The 18,161-nt window shown below is 69.5% G+C and carries 14 protein-coding genes; 10 read left to right on the top strand and 4 right to left on the bottom strand.

Annotated elements, in window-relative coordinates; all coding sequences use genetic code 11:
- Nucleotides 1-11: 11 nt before the first annotated feature.
- Nucleotides 12-926, bottom strand: coding sequence for a carbohydrate ABC transporter permease (locus OG876_RS43535; protein ID WP_328522608.1), 915 nt, complete (start codon nt 924-926; stop codon nt 12-14).
- On the bottom strand, nt 923-1,855 hold the full coding sequence (locus OG876_RS43530; RefSeq protein WP_328522607.1) for a carbohydrate ABC transporter permease: 933 nt from the start codon (nt 1,853-1,855) through the stop codon (nt 923-925). The genes OG876_RS43535 and OG876_RS43530 overlap by 4 nt, the downstream gene beginning before the upstream one ends.
- Before the next feature lie 140 nt (nt 1,856-1,995).
- Here OG876_RS43530 and OG876_RS43525 point away from each other — a divergent pair, with 140 nt between their 5' ends.
- A complete protein-coding gene (locus OG876_RS43525) occupies nt 1,996-3,024 on the top strand; it encodes a LacI family DNA-binding transcriptional regulator (protein WP_328522606.1) in 1,029 nt (342 codons plus the stop codon).
- Here OG876_RS43525 and OG876_RS43520 read toward each other — a convergent pair.
- Nucleotides 3,021-3,191: a hypothetical protein gene (locus OG876_RS43520; protein WP_328527040.1), complete on the bottom strand. Its 171-nt coding sequence runs from the start codon at nt 3,189-3,191 to the stop codon at nt 3,021-3,023. The two genes, OG876_RS43525 and OG876_RS43520, sit on opposite strands and share 4 nt — an antisense overlap.
- Between OG876_RS43520 and OG876_RS43515 the strand changes: the two genes are divergently transcribed.
- The 9 genes from OG876_RS43515 (at nt 3,190) to OG876_RS43475 (ending at nt 15,974) form a co-directional block, all read left to right on the top strand.
- Nucleotides 3,190-4,188, top strand: a complete 999-nt coding sequence (locus OG876_RS43515) for a Gfo/Idh/MocA family protein (RefSeq protein WP_328522605.1) — start codon at nt 3,190-3,192, stop codon at nt 4,186-4,188. The genes OG876_RS43520 and OG876_RS43515 overlap by 2 nt on opposite strands.
- Complete coding sequence (locus OG876_RS43510) at nt 4,185-5,231, top strand: Gfo/Idh/MocA family protein (protein WP_328522604.1); 1,047 nt, start codon at nt 4,185-4,187, stop codon at nt 5,229-5,231. The genes OG876_RS43515 and OG876_RS43510 overlap by 4 nt, the downstream gene beginning before the upstream one ends.
- Nucleotide 5,232: 1 nt before the next feature.
- Nucleotides 5,233-6,078 (top strand): Gfo/Idh/MocA family protein, encoded by an 846-nt coding sequence (locus tag OG876_RS43505; RefSeq protein ID WP_328522603.1) that lies wholly within the window; start codon nt 5,233-5,235, stop codon nt 6,076-6,078.
- 230 nt (nt 6,079-6,308) lie between these two features.
- Complete coding sequence (locus OG876_RS43500; RefSeq protein WP_328522602.1) at nt 6,309-8,654, top strand: LuxR C-terminal-related transcriptional regulator; 2,346 nt, start codon at nt 6,309-6,311, stop codon at nt 8,652-8,654.
- Between the two features lie 9 nt (nt 8,655-8,663).
- The gene (locus OG876_RS43495) at nt 8,664-10,121 is read left to right on the top strand and encodes a cytochrome ubiquinol oxidase subunit I (RefSeq protein ID WP_328522601.1); all 1,458 of its coding nucleotides are present in this window, start codon (nt 8,664-8,666) and stop codon (nt 10,119-10,121) included.
- Nucleotides 10,118-11,158 (top strand): cytochrome d ubiquinol oxidase subunit II, encoded by a 1,041-nt coding sequence (locus OG876_RS43490; RefSeq protein ID WP_328522600.1) that lies wholly within the window; start codon nt 10,118-10,120, stop codon nt 11,156-11,158. The genes OG876_RS43495 and OG876_RS43490 overlap by 4 nt, the downstream gene beginning before the upstream one ends.
- A 61-nt stretch (nt 11,159-11,219) precedes the next feature.
- Entirely contained in the window at nt 11,220-13,079 is a 1,860-nt protein-coding gene (locus OG876_RS43485; protein WP_328522599.1) for a glycoside hydrolase family 15 protein, read from the top strand.
- Nucleotides 13,076-14,410, top strand: coding sequence for an NAD(P)/FAD-dependent oxidoreductase (locus OG876_RS43480; RefSeq protein WP_328522598.1), 1,335 nt, complete (start codon nt 13,076-13,078; stop codon nt 14,408-14,410). The genes OG876_RS43485 and OG876_RS43480 overlap by 4 nt, the downstream gene beginning before the upstream one ends.
- A 10-nt stretch (nt 14,411-14,420) precedes the next feature.
- Nucleotides 14,421-15,974 (top strand): GMC family oxidoreductase, encoded by a 1,554-nt coding sequence (locus OG876_RS43475; protein ID WP_328522597.1) that lies wholly within the window; start codon nt 14,421-14,423, stop codon nt 15,972-15,974.
- A gap of 3 nt (nt 15,975-15,977) precedes the next feature.
- On the opposite strand, the gene OG876_RS43470 is transcribed toward OG876_RS43475, so the two are convergent.
- A complete protein-coding gene (locus OG876_RS43470; RefSeq protein ID WP_328522596.1) occupies nt 15,978-18,092 on the bottom strand; it encodes a LuxR C-terminal-related transcriptional regulator in 2,115 nt (704 codons plus the stop codon).
- Between the last annotated feature and the right edge of the window lie 69 nt (nt 18,093-18,161).

Raw genomic sequence — 18,161 nt, 5'->3', positions numbered from 1 at the left:
GGTGTTCCCTTTCACTTGACGCTCCCTGCGCTCAGGCCGGACTGCCAGAACCGCTGGAGAAGGAGGAAGGCGACCACGAGGGGCACGATGGTCAGCAAGGACCCCGTGATCACCAGGTTGTAGATGGGTCGGGCACCCACGCCGGTCGCTTGGTTGCTCCACTGGGTGAGCCCGACCGTGAGCGGGTAGAGGTTGGGTTTGCTGAGCATGATCAGCGGGAGGAAGTAGTTGTTCCAGGTCGACACCACCGCGAACAGCAGCGTCGTGACGATGCCGGGGGCAAGCAACCGCAGGGCCACCGTGAAGAACGTCCGGACCTCCCCGGCGCCGTCGATCCGGGCCGCCTCGAGCAGCTCCGGCGGTACGGCGTCGGTCGCGTAGACCCACATCAGGTACAGCCCGAACGGGCTGACCAGCGACGGAATGATGATCGCCCACACGGTGTTGGTCAGCCCGAGGTTCGAGAACATCAGGAACGTCGGCACCGCCAGCGCCGTCCCGGGTACGGCGACCGCACCGAGCAGGATCGCGAACACGGCTCGCCGCCCGGCGAACTTGTACTTCGCCAACCCGTAGCCGGCCGCGGTCGCGAGCAGCGTCGCGCCGCCTGCGCCGACGACGACGTAGAGCACCGTGTTGCCGAGCCAGCGCAGGAAGATGCCGTCGTTGTAGGTGAGAGTGTCCTTGATGTTGCTGAAGAACGCGAAGCTCTTCCCGAACCACAGGCCGGGCGTGGATAACAGATCGTCCTGGGTCTTGGTTGCGCTAAGCAACAACCAGACGAGCGGGACGAGCGTGTAGAGCAGATACAGCACCATCACGCCGGTCAGCAGCGGCGACCGCTTCGGCCGCAGCGGCGACGCCCCGGTCTTCTTCGCGACCCGCGCCGTACTCGCGACGCGCGGCGTGTCCACGGTGGTCGTCACAATGCCTCCCGGGATCCGCGGAGTTGGACGACGTACGCGATGATCGCGGTGATGACGCCCATCACGATCGCGATCGTGGCGGAGTAGTTGAACTGCTGCCCGGCGAAGGACAGGTTGTAGGCATACATGTTGGGCGTGTAGTACGTGGTGATCACGTTCGGCGCCAGCGTGCGGAGGATGTTCGGCTCGTTGAAGAGCTGGAAGCTGCCGATGATCGAGAAGATCGTCGCGATCACGATCGCCCCGCGCAGCGCCGGCAGCTTGACCGCCCGGATCGTCCGGAACGTCCCGGCGCCGTCGATCGCGGCCGCCTCGTAGAGCTCGCCGGGCACCGTGCGCAGCGCCGAGTAGAAGATCAGCATGTTGTAGCCGACGAACTCCCAGGTGACGATGTTGGCGATCGACGGCAGCATCCAGCTACCGCTGAGTGGCTGGATCGCCGTGGTGCCGAACAGGTCGTTGAGGTTCGCGGCCAGGCCGAAGTTGTCGCCGTAGATGTAGCCCCACATGAGCACGGCGACCACACCGGGCACGGCGTACGGCAGGAAGACCACGATCCGGAAGAAGCCGGCCGCGTGCAGCCGGGCGCTGTCGATCGCGAGCGCGGCGAGCAGGGCTAGGATCAGCATCACCGGCACCTGGACGACCAGGAACACCGCGACCCGGCCGAACGCCTCCCAGAACTTCGGGTCCCGCAGCGCCTCGGTGTAGTTGTCCAGCCCGACGAACACGGTGCCGCCGAAGAACGCCTGGTCGCGGTACAGACTCAGGTAGATCGCGTACCCGATCGGGGCCAGGAAGGTGAGCGCGAAGACGGCCAGGAACGGGCCGACGAACAGCCACCCCTTGCCGTCCTGGGCCGCCTTCCGGCGCCGCCGGCCGGCCGCGCGCACCGGCCTGATGTGGTCCGGGGCCACGGACTCCGCCATGTCCGTCGACCTCCTCTCGCTTTCCGCGCCGGTGACTGTCACTGCGACGCGCGCAATGTTTACGTCAACATCGATGGCGTGAAGGTAACGTGTTTACGTCAACATGTCTACACTGCGGGCAGAACTGAGGGAGGGCACCGATGTCAGGGGATGAATCATCGGTACGGCGGCGGGCGTCGATGGCGGACGTGGCCCAGCTGGCCGGCGTGTCCGGGCAGACGGTGTCCCGGGTCGCGAACGACCGGCACAACGTCGACGCGACCACCCGGGACCGGGTCCGGGCCGCGATGCGCGAGCTCGGCTACCGGCCGAACAGTGCCGCCCGCGCGCTGCGCAACGGCGAGTTCCGCAGTATCGGCGTGATCGTCTTCGAGCTGTCCAGCTTCGGTACGACGCGCACCCTCGACGCGATCGCGACCGCGGCCACCATCAGCGGGTACGCGATCAACCTGCTGCCGGTGCTGGACGTCACCCAGAACGCGGTGACGAACGCGTTCAGCCGGCTCGACGAGCAGGCGGTGGACGGCGTGATCATCCTGATCGAGGCGCACACCCTGGACGAGGCCGGCGTACTGCTACCCGACGGGTTGCCCGTCGTGGTCGTCGACTCCAGCGCGCACTACGACTACCCGATCGTCGACACCGACCAGGCCCAAGGCGCACGGCTGGCCACCGAGCATCTGCTGGAGTTGGGTCACGAGACGGTTTGGCACCTCGGTGGACCACCCACGTCGTTCGCGGCCGATCGACGTCGCCGGTCCTGGGAGCAGACTCTGATCGACCACGGCCGGGATGTGCCACCGGTGCTCGATGGTGACTGGACGTCCAGCTCCGGGTATGAGGCCGGCCGCCGGCTCGCCGCCAACGACAAGGTGACGGCGGTCTTCGTGGCCAACGACCAGATGGCGCTCGGCCTACTGCGAGCGCTGCACGAGCGCGGTCGCACAGTGCCGGACGACGTCAGCGTGGTCGGCTTCGACGACATGGAAGAGGCGGCCCACTTCTGGCCGCCGCTCACCACCGTCCGCCAGACCTTCGCGGAGGTCGGCCGCCAAAGCGTGGATGCCTTGATCGCCGAGATCCGGGCCGGCGAACATCACCACGCCCCGGTCGCCGTACCCACCGAACTCATCGTCCGCCGCAGCACCGCCCCACCACGGAAGAGCTAGACCGCCAGCTCGTCCACGGCCAGGATCGCGCGCATCAGGTCCGCGGTTTCGGTTGGGGTCTTGCCGACCTTGACGCCGACGGCCTCGAGGGCCTCGTGCTTCGGGGCCGCGGTGCCGGCTGGCGTTCGAGTTGCTGGCGGTCCGGTTGCAGGGTTGACTCGATCCATGCCCGCGTCCCTCCGGCTGGCCGTGATCGGCGCCGCCCACGCCCATGTCAGGTACGCGCTGGACGAGGTGCCGCTGCGCGCGGACCTGGACCTGGTCGCCGTCGCGGATCCGGATCCGGCCACGGCAGGCCGGTACGCCGCGGAGTTCGACGTACCGGCGTACGACGACCACCGCCGGCTGCTCGCCGAGCGGCAGCCCGACGTCGTCATGATCGCCGGGGTCTACGCCGACCGCGCCGAGGCGATCGTCGACGCACTCCGCGCCGGAGCCCATGTGCTCGCGGACAAACCACTCTGTACGACGCTCGCCGAACTCGACGCGATCGAGGCCGCTCAGCGTGAGACCGGGCGCATCGTCACCTTGCTGCTGGAGAAGCGGAACTATCCGGAAACCCTCGCGGCTCGGGCGCTGCTGGCCGACGGTTCGCTGGGAGAGCTCGTCCAAGTCGCATCGACCGGGCCGCACAAGCTCAACCGGCCCACCCGGCCGGACTGGTTCCTCACCAGGAAGGGGTACGGCGGGATCCTCGGCGATCTCGCGGTCCACGACATCGACCTCGTCCTGCTGCTGTCGGAAGCGACCGAAGGCACGGTTACCGGGCTGGTGGACGGCAGCGAGTTCGCGCTGTCCGGATCCCTGCTGCTCAGAGCCGGCCCGGTTGCCGCGACCATCGAAGTCAACTGGCTGACGCCGGCGGCATCGCCGTACCACGGTGATTACCGGATGCGGTTGACCGGCACCGAGGGCACGGCCGAGTTGTTCTGGGCGCAGAACAAGTTGATCGCGGCAACCACTGAACGTCCGCCCTGGCAGGTGGAACTGCCGCCCCGCCGGCGGCCGGCGGCCGACGCGTTCGATGCGTTCGCGGCGGGCCTCGAGCCCGAGATCAGTACGGCGGCCGGCTTCGCCGCGACGCGGGTCGCGCTGCTCGCCCAGGAGAGCGCCGACGCGGGCGGAGTCGTCGTGCCGTGGCAACTGAGAGGAATGTCCGAATGAAGTTCGCACTGGTGGGTGCCGGAGTCATCGGTGAGACCCATGCCCGTCTGATCACGTCCCTGCCCGACGAAGCGGAACTGGTCGCGGTGGTCGACGTGGAGGCGGACCGCGCTGCCGCGCTGAGCGCGAAGTACGGCGGGGAGCCGCTGAGCGACCTCAAGGAGGCCTGCGCCCGGCCGGACATCGACGCGGTCAGCATCTGCTTGCCCAGCGGGCTGCACGCCGATGCCGCCATCACCGCGCTCGAGTCGGGCAAACACGTCATCGTGGAGAAGCCGATCGACGTGACGCTGGCAGCGGCCGACCGGCTGATCGACGTGGAGCAGCGGACCGGGCTGACCGTGGCGGTGATCAGCCAGCGCCGGTTCCAGCCCGCGCCGGCCTTCGTCCACCAGGCGGTCGCCGCGGGCCGGCTGGGCCGGATCACCGCGGGCATCGCCGAGTCGCCCTTCTGGCGCTCGCAGGAGTACTACGACTCCGGCGGCTGGCGCGGCACGGTCGAGCTCGACGGTGGCGGAGCCCTGATGAATCAGGGCATCCACGTGGTCGACCTGTTGTTGTGGATGCTGGGCGAGCCCGTCGAGGTGCAGGCGTACAGCGAGCTGCTCGCGCATGAGCGGATCGATGTCGAGGACACCGTGGCCGCGACCGTGCGATTCCGCAGTGGAGCGATCGGATCGATCCTGGCGACGACTGCGGCGTACCCGGGCCGGCCGGTCCGGCTGTCCGTGTACGGCGACCGCGGCAGCGCCGTCATCGAGCAGGACGACCTCGTCGCCTTCGACACCGCCGACGGTGAACCCACGGACCAGGCGACTGGGGACCAGCCGGACCCCGACGACGAGCCGGCGGGCGAGGCGAGCGTCTCGCGATCCGTCGCCGACGCTCACCGCGACCAATACCTCGATTTCATCGCGGCGGTGCGCGACGGCCGGCCGCCGGCAATCGGCACCCGGGACGCCCGGCGTGCGCTCGAACTGGTGCTCGGCATCTACGAATCCGCCCGGACCGGTGGCCCGGTCCAGCTCACCGGGAGACAGTGACATGCCGGACGTGCGCATCGGCATCATCGGTACCGAGAACTCCCACGTCGACCACATCATCGAGTACCTGAACGTCGAACGCCGAGCCGGGGACACCCGCGTCGTTGCCGTCAGCGGCGGTGCGAGCGAACGCAACGAGAAGCTCCGCGCCACCGGGCAGCTCGAGCGGCTCGTCGACGCGCCCACGGAACTGCTCGGCCTGGTCGACGCAGTGATCATCACCGACCGGCACGGCGGTCTGCACCGGGAGCACGCCGTACCGTTCCTGGCCGAAGGTCTGCCGGTGTTCGTGGACAAGCCGCTTGCCTGCACCGAGGCCGACGCCCGGGCGATCGTTGCCGTGGCGCGCGAACACGACGCGCCGTTGACCTCGTCGTCTGCCGTCCGCTGGGTGCCGGACACGGACGCGCTCGCCGAGCAGGCGGCGACGCTCGGCGCTCCGCAGACGGTGATCACCACTGGCCCGGCGGATCCGGCCAGTCAGTACGGCGGCATCTACTTCTACGGCATCCACCCGGTCGACGTCGCTCTCAGGCTCGCGCCCGGTGCCGTCGGCGACGTACGCGTGGAGCAGGTCGCCGACACGATCATCGCCACCGCCGACGTCGGTGGGGTCCGGGTCGTGATCCAGTTGGTGCGGCCGGGACCGGACGGCCAGGTCCCGTTCCACGGCATGGTCGTCGGCCGGCACGGTCTCGCGGCCCGCGAGCTGACCCTCGGCAAGTCGTACGTCGAACCCGGCCTGCGTGCGTTCCTGGAGATGGTCGAGACCCGCTGGCCACCGATCGAGTACGACGATCTGGTGCGCCCGATGCAGTTCCTCGACGCCGTCGTCGAGGCGATCTGACCTCCTGGGACCGCAAGACACGCGTCGCCTGACGGTCCCCGTTTCACCCCATCGGGGCGATGCCGGCTGTCGGCCGCGAGCCCAGAGTCGGAAAGAAGGGACCGGTCGCACCGTCCGGCCTGGCCGGACGGTGCGAAGCAGGCTGTGCGGAGGGGGCCGGGGGCATGAGGGTGGATTCGCGGGCGGAGCGCATCGGACAGCACACTCCGGTCAGACCTGCCCTGAGATCTGTGATCGAACCGGCCATCCCGCCCAGCTGGATCGAGCCGCCGGCGCCGCCCTTCCGCGTCATCCAGCGGCCGCGGCTGCTCGACCGCGTCTCGCAGGCCGTCCAGGAGGTTCCGCTCACACTGGTGAGCGCACCTGCCGGGTCCGGCAAGACGGTACTCATCGCAGCGTGGGCGAGGAGTCACCCAGAGACACCGGTGGCGTGGCTCTCACTGGCCGGCTGTGACGACACGTTCATCCCGGATGTGCGCAGCGCGATCGCCGCCGGGACCGCGGAGGCCGAACCGATCGTCCTCGTTCTCGACGGCGCCGAACGGGTCTGGCGCCAGTCGGTCTTGGACCAGTTGGTCCGGCTGCTCGACACGACCGGGGACCGGCTCCGGGTAGTGATGACGACCCGGGTGGATCCGCCGCTGCCGTTGCACCGCTACAGACTGGACGGGACGCTCGCAGAGATCCGGTACGACGACCTTGCCTTCACGGGCGCGGAAGTCGAGGCGTTGCTCGGCGCCCATGACATCACGGAGCCGGAGGCAGCGACCCGGGACGTGCTCGACCGGACCGAGGGCTGGGCGGCCGGCGTACGGCTGGCAGCGCTCGCACTCCGCGCCGGCGACCACCAGACCCTGCCGGTGGGGTTCGCGACCGACTACCTGGCCGCGGAGGTGTTCGGTGATCTCGCCGGGAACGATCGAGACTTCCTGCTCAGGATGAGCCTGGTCGACGACGTCCCCCCGGAGCTCGGGGCCGCGCTCGCGGACCGCCCGGACGCCGACGAGGTGCTGCAACGGATGGCGATCGGCAACACCTTCGTCCAACCGGTGCACGGTCGCGCCGATCACTACCGGATCCACCCGCTCTTCCGTGCATTCCTCCGCGCCAAGCTGGACCGCACGCTGCCCTCGGCGATCGGCGACCTGCAGCGACGGGCCGCGGACTGGTACGCCGCGAACGGACGAATGCTGGAGGCCGTCAGGCATGCCGGCGAGAGGGGCGACTGGGCACGCGCCGCCGGCTTCGTCGTCAACGGGCTGGGCGTCGGTGACCTGCTGCTGCCGACCCGGGTGGGCTCGGAACTGGCCCGCTGTCTGTCGGCCATGCCAGAAATGGACTCCGCTGACGTTCAGCTCGTCCGCGCCGCGATCGCCGTCGCCGACGACGATGTCGCCGCGGCCAGGGAAAGCCTTGCGCACTGCGCGGTGAACCCGCCTGTCAGCAGCGGTTGGGCCGTGTCGTCGGCCGTCGTGACCACGTTGCTGCACGACAAGTCAGGCAGCATCGACGAGACCTTGGTCGCCGCTCGCGCGGGGCGGGACGAACTGGCCGCGCACGGGAACGCAGTACTGAAGGCGCTGGTTCTGAGTGCGGAGGGTACGGCGTACCTCCGCGGCGGCGACCTCGACAGTGCGTGCACTGTGCTCGCCGACGCGGTCCGGACGGCTGCTGCCGGTGAGTGCGAGGATCTCCGGTTGCGATGCCTCGCCACGCTGGCGCTCGCCGAGGCCTGCCGTGGGCATCTGTCCCGCGGACAAGTGCTCGCGGACACGGCCGAGCGACTCGCCGGGGAGTCCGTCGCCGCGGCGGAGCGTCCCGCCGCAACACATCTGGCCCACGCCTGGGTGGCGCTCGAACGTCAGGAGCTCACCCGGGCCCAGCACTCCCTCGACCGTGCTCGCCGGCTCCGCGAGACGCAGGACGACAGCTTGCTGAGTTCGGTGTCCTCGCTGTTGCGCGTACGGCTGATGCGGGACCGGGGCGACCGGGTCGGTGCCCGGTGTGCGCTGAGGAGCTCGGCACCGCCGGACGGCTGGCTGCGCGGGTACGTCGAGGCCGAGGCAGCGGGAGTCGGTCTGGACCAGGCCGGGCGGGACGACGTGACGCACCGCCGGACGATGACCGCATCGCAGCGGGTGCAGGACCTCCTGGATCTCGCGCGGGCCGAATGGCTCGACGGCAAGGCCGGTAGTGGCCGGTCCGGGATCGCCGAGGCGCTGTTGCTCGCTCGCGGCGAGCGGATCCGCCGCCCGTTCACGCACACGCCCGCGCGGCTCCGGGCGATCATCCGCGAGGATTCGGCGTTGCGCTCGATGGCCGGCTGGCTGCGCCCGGAGCTGACCTCGGCCGCGGGTCCGGCGGACGACCCGGCACTGATCGTCGAGGACCTGTCGGAGCGGGAGCTCGACGTCCTGCGATTGCTCGCGCAACTGCGCACCACCAGCGAGATCGCCGCCGAGCTGTTCATCTCGGCCAACACCGTGAAGTCGCATGTTCGGAACATCCTGCGCAAACTCTCGGTGTCGAGCCGCAACGAGGCCGTCCGCCGGGCGTGGGACCTCGACCTGGTCTGACCAATGATCATGAGGGAGACCGTCACCAGTCTGGTCGTCGCGGCTGCTGTGAACCCGGTCCCGTGGGCGCGGGCGCAGATGGCGTTCACACTCGCCTTCCACATCATCCTGGTGCCGCTCGGGGTGTCGTGGGCGTTCATGACGCTGATCGCCAAGTACCGCGGGATCAAGCGGGACGACCACGACGCGCTGGTGCTCGCGCAGAGGTGGTCGAAGTACATGGCCGTGACGTTCGCCGTCGGTGCGGTGACCGGGACCGTGCTGAGCTTCGAGTTCGGCCTGCTCTGGCCCCGGTTCATGGGCATCTACGGCGACGCGTTCGGTATCCCGTTCGCGTTCGAGGGGCTGTTCTTCTTCACCGAGGCGATCTTCGTCGCGATCTACATCTTCGGCTGGCGCCGGCTGAAACCGTGGACGCACTTCTGGACCGGCGTACCGATCGTGATCGCGGGCGTCTTCGGCTCGATCTCGGTGGTCGCGGCGAACGCGTGGATGAACGCGCCGGCCGGCTTCACGATGAACGCGAACGGTGAGATCACCAAGGTCGAACCGCTCGAGGTGATCTTCAACGACGCGATGCCGTTGCAGGCCGCGCACATGGTCATCGCGGCGTACCTGGTCGGCGGGTTCCTGGTCGCGTCGGTCTACGCGACCGGGATGCTGCGCGGACGGACCGACCGCTACCACCGGATCGGGTTCACCATCGCCTTCACGGTCGCCGCGATCATGACGCCGATCCAGATGGGAGTCGGCGATGCGCTGGCCCGGTGGGTGTACAACAACCAGCCGGAGAAGTTCGCCGCGATCGAGCTCGTGCCGACGACGGCTTCCGACGTACCCGAGATCTTGCTGGGCAAGCTGAACGCTGACGGCACGATCTCCGGTGGGATCCCGATCCCGGGACTGGCGTCCTGGCTGTCCGATCCGAGCACCGGCACGGCAACCGTCGTACAGGGCCTGGACAGCGTCCCGGTCGGGGATCGGCCGACGATCTCGGACACGGACGTCGTCCACTTGGCGTGGGACGTCATGGTCGGGCTGGGCACAGCTCTGTTCCTCCTGTCGGTGTGGTACGGCGTGACGTGGCTCTTCCGCCGGCGGATGCCCAAGAGCAGGTGGTTCCTGCGCGCCGCTGCCTGCACCGGCGTGCTCTCGGTGATCACGATGGAGGCGGGCTGGATCGTCACCGAGGTCGGCCGGCAACCGTGGATCGTCTACAACCAGATGAAGGTGGAGGAAGCGGCCACCGCCAACACCGGCGTCTGGATCACGTTCATCGCCGTATTCGTGCTCTACGCGGCGCTCGGCGTCACGACGATCCTGGTGCTGCGGGGGATGAGCCGGCGTTTCCGCCGGTCGGGCGGTTTCATCGACAGCGACACGCCCTACGGACCCACGCCGGCGGCTGCCGTGGAGGAGGGCCGGGAGCAGGTCGAGACCGAGGCTGTCGAGGAGCGAGCACCGTGAGTACGGCGATCGCAGTCGTGCTGATGCTCGCCCTGGCGGCGTACGCCGTGTTCGGCGGAGCGGACTTCGGCGCCGGGTTCTGGGACCTGACCGCGGGCGGACCCGAGCGCGGCGCGGAACCGCGCGCGGTGATCGAGCGGTCGATCGGTCCGGTGTGGGAGGCGAACCACGTCTGGCTGATCTTCATCTTCGTCGTCACCTGGACCGCCTTCCCGGCAGCGTACGAGTCGATCGCGCTGACCTTGTTCGTCCCGCTCACCCTGGCCGCGCTCGGGATCGTCCTGCGCGGTGCGAGTTTCGCTTTCCGCAAGGTGGTGGTGACGCTTCGGTTCCGGCGGGTCTTCGGCGCGGCGTTCGCGTTGTCGTCGGTCGTCGTCCCGTTCTGCATGGGTGCGATCGCCGGCGGCATCGCATCGGGGCACGTGCCGTCGGGTGGCAAGGCCGGCGACCCGGTGGACAGCTGGCTGAATCCGACGTCGGTGGTGACCGGGGTGCTCGGGGTCGTGGTGGCGGCGTACCTGGCGGCGGTGTACCTCGTGTGGGACGCGAGGCACTTCGGCCAGTTCTCGATGGCCGAGTACTTCCGCCGCCGGGCCGTGGCGAGCGCCGTCGCCGCGGCAGTGGTCGCGGTGGTCGGCCTGTTCGTCCTGAACGCCGATGCGCCGCACGTCTTCGACGGCCTGACGTCGAGAGCACTTCCGACCGCGATCCTCAGTGTGGTCTGCGGATTCGGTGCCCTGGTGCTGTTGATGCGGTACGCCGCTCGCGGTGCGCGGATTCTCGCCGTCCTGGCGGTTGCCTTGATCATCGTCAGTTGGGGCATCGCCCAGTGGCCGTACATCCTGCCGGAGAGCTTGACCGTCTCGGCGGCCGCCGCACCTGAGGGCACCCTGGTGACCTTGCTCGTGGCGGTCGGGCTGGCACTGGTGATCGTGGTGCCTGGTTTCGTGCTGCTCTATGTGCTCGAGCAGCGTGCGCTGCTCCGCGAGGACGAGACCGAGGACGCCGGTGACCGCACAATCATCACTGGCGGGTGATTGCCGTTCGGGGCGACCGGCCGATGGTGGAGGTAGGCCCGCCACTGTGAAGGAGCCCGCCATGACCTCGACCTCACCGTTCCCGCCGATCGCGGACTATGCGTTCCTGTCGAACTGCCACACCGGTGCCCTGGTCGCCCCGGACGGATCGATCGACTGGCTCTGCATACCTGCGTTCGACGCGCCGAGCGCGTTCGGGAACCTGCTGGACCGCGGTGCCGGGTCGTTCCGGTTCGGGCCGTACGGGATCAACCAGCCGACCGCCCGGACGTACGTTCCGGGCACCAACGTCATGACGACCACCTGGCACACGCCGGCCGGCTGGCTGCTCGTCCACGACGCGCTGACGATGGGTCCGTCGAAAGGCCCCGACACCGTCACCCCGCACACCCGGCCGCCGGCCGACGACGACGCCGACCACATGCTGATCCGGACCATCGAGTGCCTCGAGGGCTCGGTCGAGGTCGAACTCGTCTGTGAGCCCGCCTTCGACTACGGCCGGGCCCCGGCCGAGTGGACGGTGGTCGGCGAGGACGCGCACGCGGCAGACGCGACCGGGGCCGGCCAGACCTTCCGGCTGAGCACCGACATGCTGATCGGTATCGAGGGTGGCTCCGCCCGCGCCCGGCACGTTCTCTCCAAGGGAGAGAAGGCGTACTGCGCGCTCTCGTGGGCCGACGGACTGGCGTCACCGGCGGACCTGGCCGACGCGGAGACACGCGTCAACGCAACGATCCGGTTCTGGCGCAACTGGCTGGCCAGGGCCCGGATCCCCGACCATCGGTTCCGGCATCCGCTGGAACGCTCGGCGCTGACCATCAAGGGTCTGACGTACATGCCGACCGGAGCGACGATCGCCGCGCTCACCACGTCGTTGCCGGAGACGCCGGGTGGCGAACGCAACTGGGACTACCGCTACACCTGGATCCGGGACAGCACGTTCACCCTGCAGGCGCTGCACTACCTGAACCTGGACTGGGAGGCCAACGAGTTCATGCAGTTCGTCGCCGACCTGGAGCCGAACCCCGACGGTGCGCTGCAGATCATGTACGGCGTCGACGGCCGCCGCGACCTGGCCGAGTCGACCCGCGACGACCTCACCGGGTACGAAGGCGCCAATCCCGTCCGGATCGGCAACGGCGCCTACAACCAACGACAGAACGACGTGTACGGCGCGGTGCTGGACTCGGTACTGCTACACACCGTCCGGAGCAAGCGGCTGCCGCGCCGGCTGTGGCCGCTGGTCCAGTCGCAGGCGGAGTGCGCCATCGCGACCTGGCGCGATCCTGACCAGGGCATCTGGGAGGCCCGCGGCAAACCGCAGCACTACGTCTCCTCGAAGCTGATGGGCTGGGTGGCCCTGGACCGCGCGGCCAAGCTGGCCCGGATCCGCAACGAGGACGACCTGGCCGAGACGTGGACGAAGACGGCCGAGGAGATCCGCGAGGACATCCTCGAGCACGGGGTGAGCGACCGCGGCGTCCTGCGGCAGCACTACGAGACCGACGCGCTGGACGCGTCGCTCCTGCTGGCTCCGCAGTTCGGCTTCCTGCCGGGCAGCGACGAACGGATTCGGGCGACCGTCGAGGCGATCGACAAGGAGCTGACCGAGAACGGGTTCGTGCTGCGCTACAAGACCGACGAGACCGACGACGGTCTGTCCGGCAAGGAGGGCACCTTCCTGATCTGTTCGTTCTGGCTGGTCTCCGCGCTGGCGATGATCGGCGAGCTCGACCGCGCCCGGAGCCAGTTGGAGCGGCTACTGCGGATCGAGTCGAAGCTCGGGCTGTACGCCGAGGAGTACGAGGTGGACCGGGCCCGGCACCTGGGCAACTTCCCGCAGGCGTTCTCGCACCTCGCCCTGATCGGGGCGGCCGGCCGCATCATCCTGGCCGACATCCGGGAGGAGTTGTCGCTGTGACCACGCAGACGGAGAGCCCGCACGTCGTCGTACTCGGTGGCGGCCTGGCCGGGGTCGCTTGTGCACACGCCCTCGGGGACGAAGGGGTCCGGGTCACGCTGGTCGACCGCAACGACTACCACCAGTTCCAGCCGTTGCTCTACCAGGTCGCCACGTCGCAACTGCCGGCCGAGGACATCGCCCGGCCGCACCGGACCATCTTCCGCGAGTACCCGACGGTCGAGATCCGCACCGCGGATGTCGTGGAGATCGACGTCGGGAACCTCGCCGTGACGCTGTCCGACGGCGATCGGATCTCGGGCACGCACCTGGTGGTCGCGGCCGGCGCGCGACCGGAGTACTTCGGGGTACCGGGCGCGGCCGAGCACGCGTTCCCCCTGTACTCCGTCGTCGACGCGGAGCGGTTGCGGCGGCACTTGCAGTCCACGCTCCACGCCGGTTCCGCAACGGAGCCGGAGGACGAAGGCGCCCTCGATGTCGTCGTGGTCGGCGGCGGTCCGACCGGGGTCGAAATCGCCGGCGCGCTCACCGAGCTGATGACCGCGCTGGTCGCCACGGAACGGATCGCCAAGCCTGGGACGATCACTCTGGTCGACCGCGGCAGCGCCCTGCTCGCACCGTTCTCCCGCAAGTCGCACAAGTACGCGCACAAGCGCCTCACCAAACAGGGCGCCGAGCCGCGACTGGGGACGGGAGTCGCCGCTGTGCACGCGGATCGGGTCGAGCTCGACGACGGTTCGTCGATCCCGACGCGGACCGTCATCTGGGGCGGTGGAGAGTCAGCCGCCTCGGTGGTGGGGAACGTGGCGGGGCTGACCACCGGTCGTGGCGGCCGGATCGACGTACTGCCGGACCTGACGGTGGACGGGCAGCCGCACGTCTACTCGGTCGGCGACGTTGCGAACATCCCGGCGAAGGACGGCACGATCCTGCCGCAGCTGGGCTCGGTCGCGCAGCAGTCCGGTGCGTGGGCCGCCGCCAACATCCTGCGTGAGCTGCACGGCGAGAAGGCCGAGCCGTTCCGCTACAAGGACAAGGGGATCATGGCGATGATCGGCCGGAACGCGGCCGTCGCCGAGGTCGGCCGGCATCGGCACCAGGTGGAGGGCCCGGTCGCCTTCGCGGCCTGGCTCGGGGTGCACGCGCTACTCCTCAGCGGTGCGCACAGCAAGACCGACGCGTTCCTGGCCTGGGGCTGGGACTACTTCGACCGCGACCACGCGGCAACCGTCGAGTGGTCCGCGACGGCGCATCGGATCGCCTGGGGTGACGAGTCCGCCGACGTCCCGCACATCCGCGTCGACTCGGCGAGGCCGGGCGACGGCAACTGAGGAGGACAGCATGGCCGAGCAGTACGACGTCGTGATCGTCGGATCGGGAGCGGGTGGCGGCACCCTCCTGCACAGGCTCGCGCCGTCCGGACGGCGGATCCTGATGCTGGAGCGGGGTGACTGGCTCCCGCGCGAGGCCGAGAACTGGGACGCCGAGGCCGTGTTCGTCGACGACCGTTACGTCTCGCCGGAGCAGTGGTACGACGGCGACGGCAAACCGTTCCAGCCGCAGGTGCATTACTTCGTCGGTGGCGCGACCAAGTTCTACGGCGCCGCGCTGTACCGGCTGCGCGAGCGCGACTTCGGCGAGCTCAAGCACCACGGGGGAATCTCGCCGGCCTGGCCGATCGCGTACGACGTGCTGGAGCCGTACTACACCCAGGCCGAACAGCTCTACCAGGTCCACGGTGCCCGGGGTGAGGATCCGACGGACCCGCCCGCGTCGGCGCCGTACCCGTATCCACCGGTCTCGCACGAGCCGCGGATCCAGAAGCTGTTCGACGACATGGCCGCGGTCGGGCTGCACCCCTTCCACGCGCCGTGCGGGGTGATGCTCGACGAGAGCCGGCCCGCGTTCAGCGCGTGCATCCGGTGCGCGACCTGCGACGGGTTCCCGTGCCTGGTCCACGCGAAGGCGGACGCGGACGTCATCGCCGTCCGGCCCGCGATCGAGCACGACAACGTGACGCTGCTGCGGAATGCGCTCGTACGGCGCCTCGAGACCGACGCGACCGGCCGTACTGTGACGGCGGTCGTCGCCGAGGTGGACGGCGAGGAGCAACGGTTCGCCGGCGACATCGTCGTCCTGTCGGCCGGTGCGGTGAACTCGGCCAAGATCCTGCTCGCGAGTGCCGGCGACCGGCATCCGCGGGGGCTTGCGAACGGGTCCGACCAGGTCGGGCGCAACTTCATCTTCCACAACAGCCGGGCCTTCCTGGCGATCTCGACCGAGAAGAACGACACCCGGTTCCAGAAGACGCTCGGGATGAACGACTACTACTTCGGCGACGCCGACTTCGATTACCCCATGGGCAACCTGCAGATGGTGGGCAAGTCGTCGGCACCGATGTACCGCGGTGAGAAGCCGGTCGAGACCCTGCTGGCACCGACGTTCGCCCTGCGCGACGTCGCCGAGCATGCCGTCGACTTCTGGTTGTCGGTCGAGGACCTGCCGGATCCGGAGAACCGGGTGACGCTCGACCGCGACGGCAACGTGGTGCTGGCGCACACGCCGAACAACGGCGAGCCGATGGAGCAGTTGTACAAGCGGGTGAAGAAGAACCTGGGCAAGCTCGGCATGCACCCGCATCACCTGATCCCGCGCAACATCTACATGAAGAACGACATCCCCGTCGCGGGGTGCGCGCACCAGTCCGGCACCGTCCGGTTCGGACACGATGCGGCGACCTCGGTGCTGGACAGCGACTGCAAGGCGCACGAGCTCGACAACCTCTACGTCGTCGACACCAGCTTCTTCCCGAGCATCGGCGCGGTGAACCCGGCGCTGACCGCGATGGCGAACGCGCTGCGGGTCGGTGACCACCTGCTGGAGCGCCTTGGCTAGACCTCAGCGTGGCATGCCGATCTCGGCCATGATCTCGACCGCCTGTCCACGAGAGGAGGCGCCGAGCTTGCGATAGACCGACTGCACCTGCGACTTGACGGTGTGCCGGGAGACGTACAGCCGCTCGGCGATCTGCGGGAACGACAGGTGGGTCGGCAGCAACCGGACCAGTCGCAGTTCGGCCGTCGTCAGCGAGGAGATCCCGGCCGCCACGGCCACGGTGATCTGGTCGACGCGGGCGCGCAGTTGCCCGACGGCCGCCGGCAGAGTGCCGAGGTCGGGCCGGCGGCGCAGGATGTTGTGGGCCTGTTCGAGGACGGCGCGAGCGCCGGACGGGTCGACGAGAGCCATGTACGTCTGGGCGAGTTCGAGCAGGGTCTGGACCGACACGCTCGGGAGGGCGTAGGTCAGCAGCGGTCGCAGCTCGGCGGCACGGCGGACGAACTGGCGGGACTCGCGCATCTCCCCGCGGCGGGCGGCAGCGTGCCCGGCGACCGCGTAGACCAAGGCGCTGGTCCAGTACGCCTCGAAGTGTCCGGTGTCGACGAGCTCGACGGCGCGTTTGATCATCGCGTCGGCAGCGGCCGGCTCGCCCCGCTCGGCCGCGATCAGGGATTGCTCGGCCAGGACGAGAGCCGCCAGCGGGGTGATGCCGAAGCCGGTCGCCACGTCGTACGCGTGATTGAACCCGGCGTCGGCGCGCTCGAGGTCTCCCTCGAGCAACCAGGACATCGCTTCCGACTGCAGCATCGTCGCGCGGAACGGGCTGGCCGGACTGAGTCCGTCGAGGGCGAGGATGCTGTCCGCCCGCATCGCCGCGGGTCCTTGCCGGCAGAGGTTGGCCCGTAGGTACGCCAGGGTCGCCTCGACGGTGGTGCCGTCCGGCAACGTGCCGCCGGCGGGGAGACTCTCGGCGACACCGACCCAGCGCTCGGCCTCGCGCGGCCTGCCGAGCAGGGCGAAGATCAACGCGCCGTGCGCTGCGATCGCGGCGTGGTGCGGTACGCGCGGGCGGCCGTCGAGGAGTTCCATCCAGCCCCGCACGGTGTCGACCCGGCCGCTGCTCCAGACCGGTTGCATGATCTCGAGGACGAGCCGCGCGACCCGTTCGGTGTCACCGGCCGCGTCGGCGTGATCGACGGCGGCGTCGGCCATCCCGTTCGCCTCGTACCAGTCGGCCGCGCGGCCATGGAGCTCACTGCCGAGGTCGGGATCGCCGCGCCGGAGCTCTGCCTGCAGGAACTCGCGCAGCAGATGGTGATACCGGTACCACTCGCCGCGCCGGTCGAGGGGGACGACCAGCAGGTTGTGGCGTTCGAGATCCTCGAGCATCCGGGCCGACTGCTTCCCGCCGATGACGGCGTCGCACAGCGGCCCGCTCATCCGGTCGAGAATCGACGTACGGACGAGGAAGTCCGCCTGGGCGGGGGAGAGCCGCGCCAGCAGTTCGGACCGCAGGTAGTCGTCGACCAGGCGGTCGTCGCCGCTGAAGCTGAAGCCGGTCGCCGGCGAGCCGGACTGGATCGCCAGTGCGGCCAGGTACAGACCGGCCGGCCAGCCCTCGGTACGCCGTACCAGCTCGTCGATCTCGGCGGCGGACACCTCGGCGCCGGCCAGGCGCAGGAGCGCGGCCGCTTCGGCGTCGTCCATCGCGAGGTCGTCGACGCCGATCTCGACGATCCGGCGGCCGACCCGCAACCGCGGCAGGGGCAGTGGCACGGCATCCCGCGACGCGACGGCGAGCCGCCAGCCGGCCGGGACCCGGAACGCGAACTCGGCGATCGACGTCGCGCAGTCGGGGCTGGTGATCTCCTCGACGTGGTCGAGCACGACCAGCACCGGCGGGCGCAACGCGCTGATTGCCTCGACCAGCCGGGGGACGACATCGACGCCGCCACCGGATGCAGCCAGCACGGTGCGCGCTTCCTCGCCGACCGGCTCGATCTGGTCGAGAGCGTCGAGGACGCCCGTCCACAAAGCGACCGGGTCGTTGTCGGAGCGTTCGCATGACACCCGGGCCACCCGCGGCCCGAACCGCTCGATCCATTGGGCCAGCACGGTCGTCTTGCCGTAGCCGGGTGGCGCCACCACGGCGACCACCGGCTCGTGCGATTCCATCAAGCGACTGATAACTGCGGTCCGCGCAACCAGGCGCTCACGCCCACCACGGACTCCTGACCCCACGCC

Origin of the sequence: Kribbella sp. NBC_00359 (assembly GCF_036097425.1) — a bacterium.
In the GTDB taxonomy this organism is placed as follows: domain Bacteria; phylum Actinomycetota; class Actinomycetes; order Propionibacteriales; family Kribbellaceae; genus Kribbella.
This window is presented reverse-complemented; position numbering and strand designations above follow the sequence as displayed.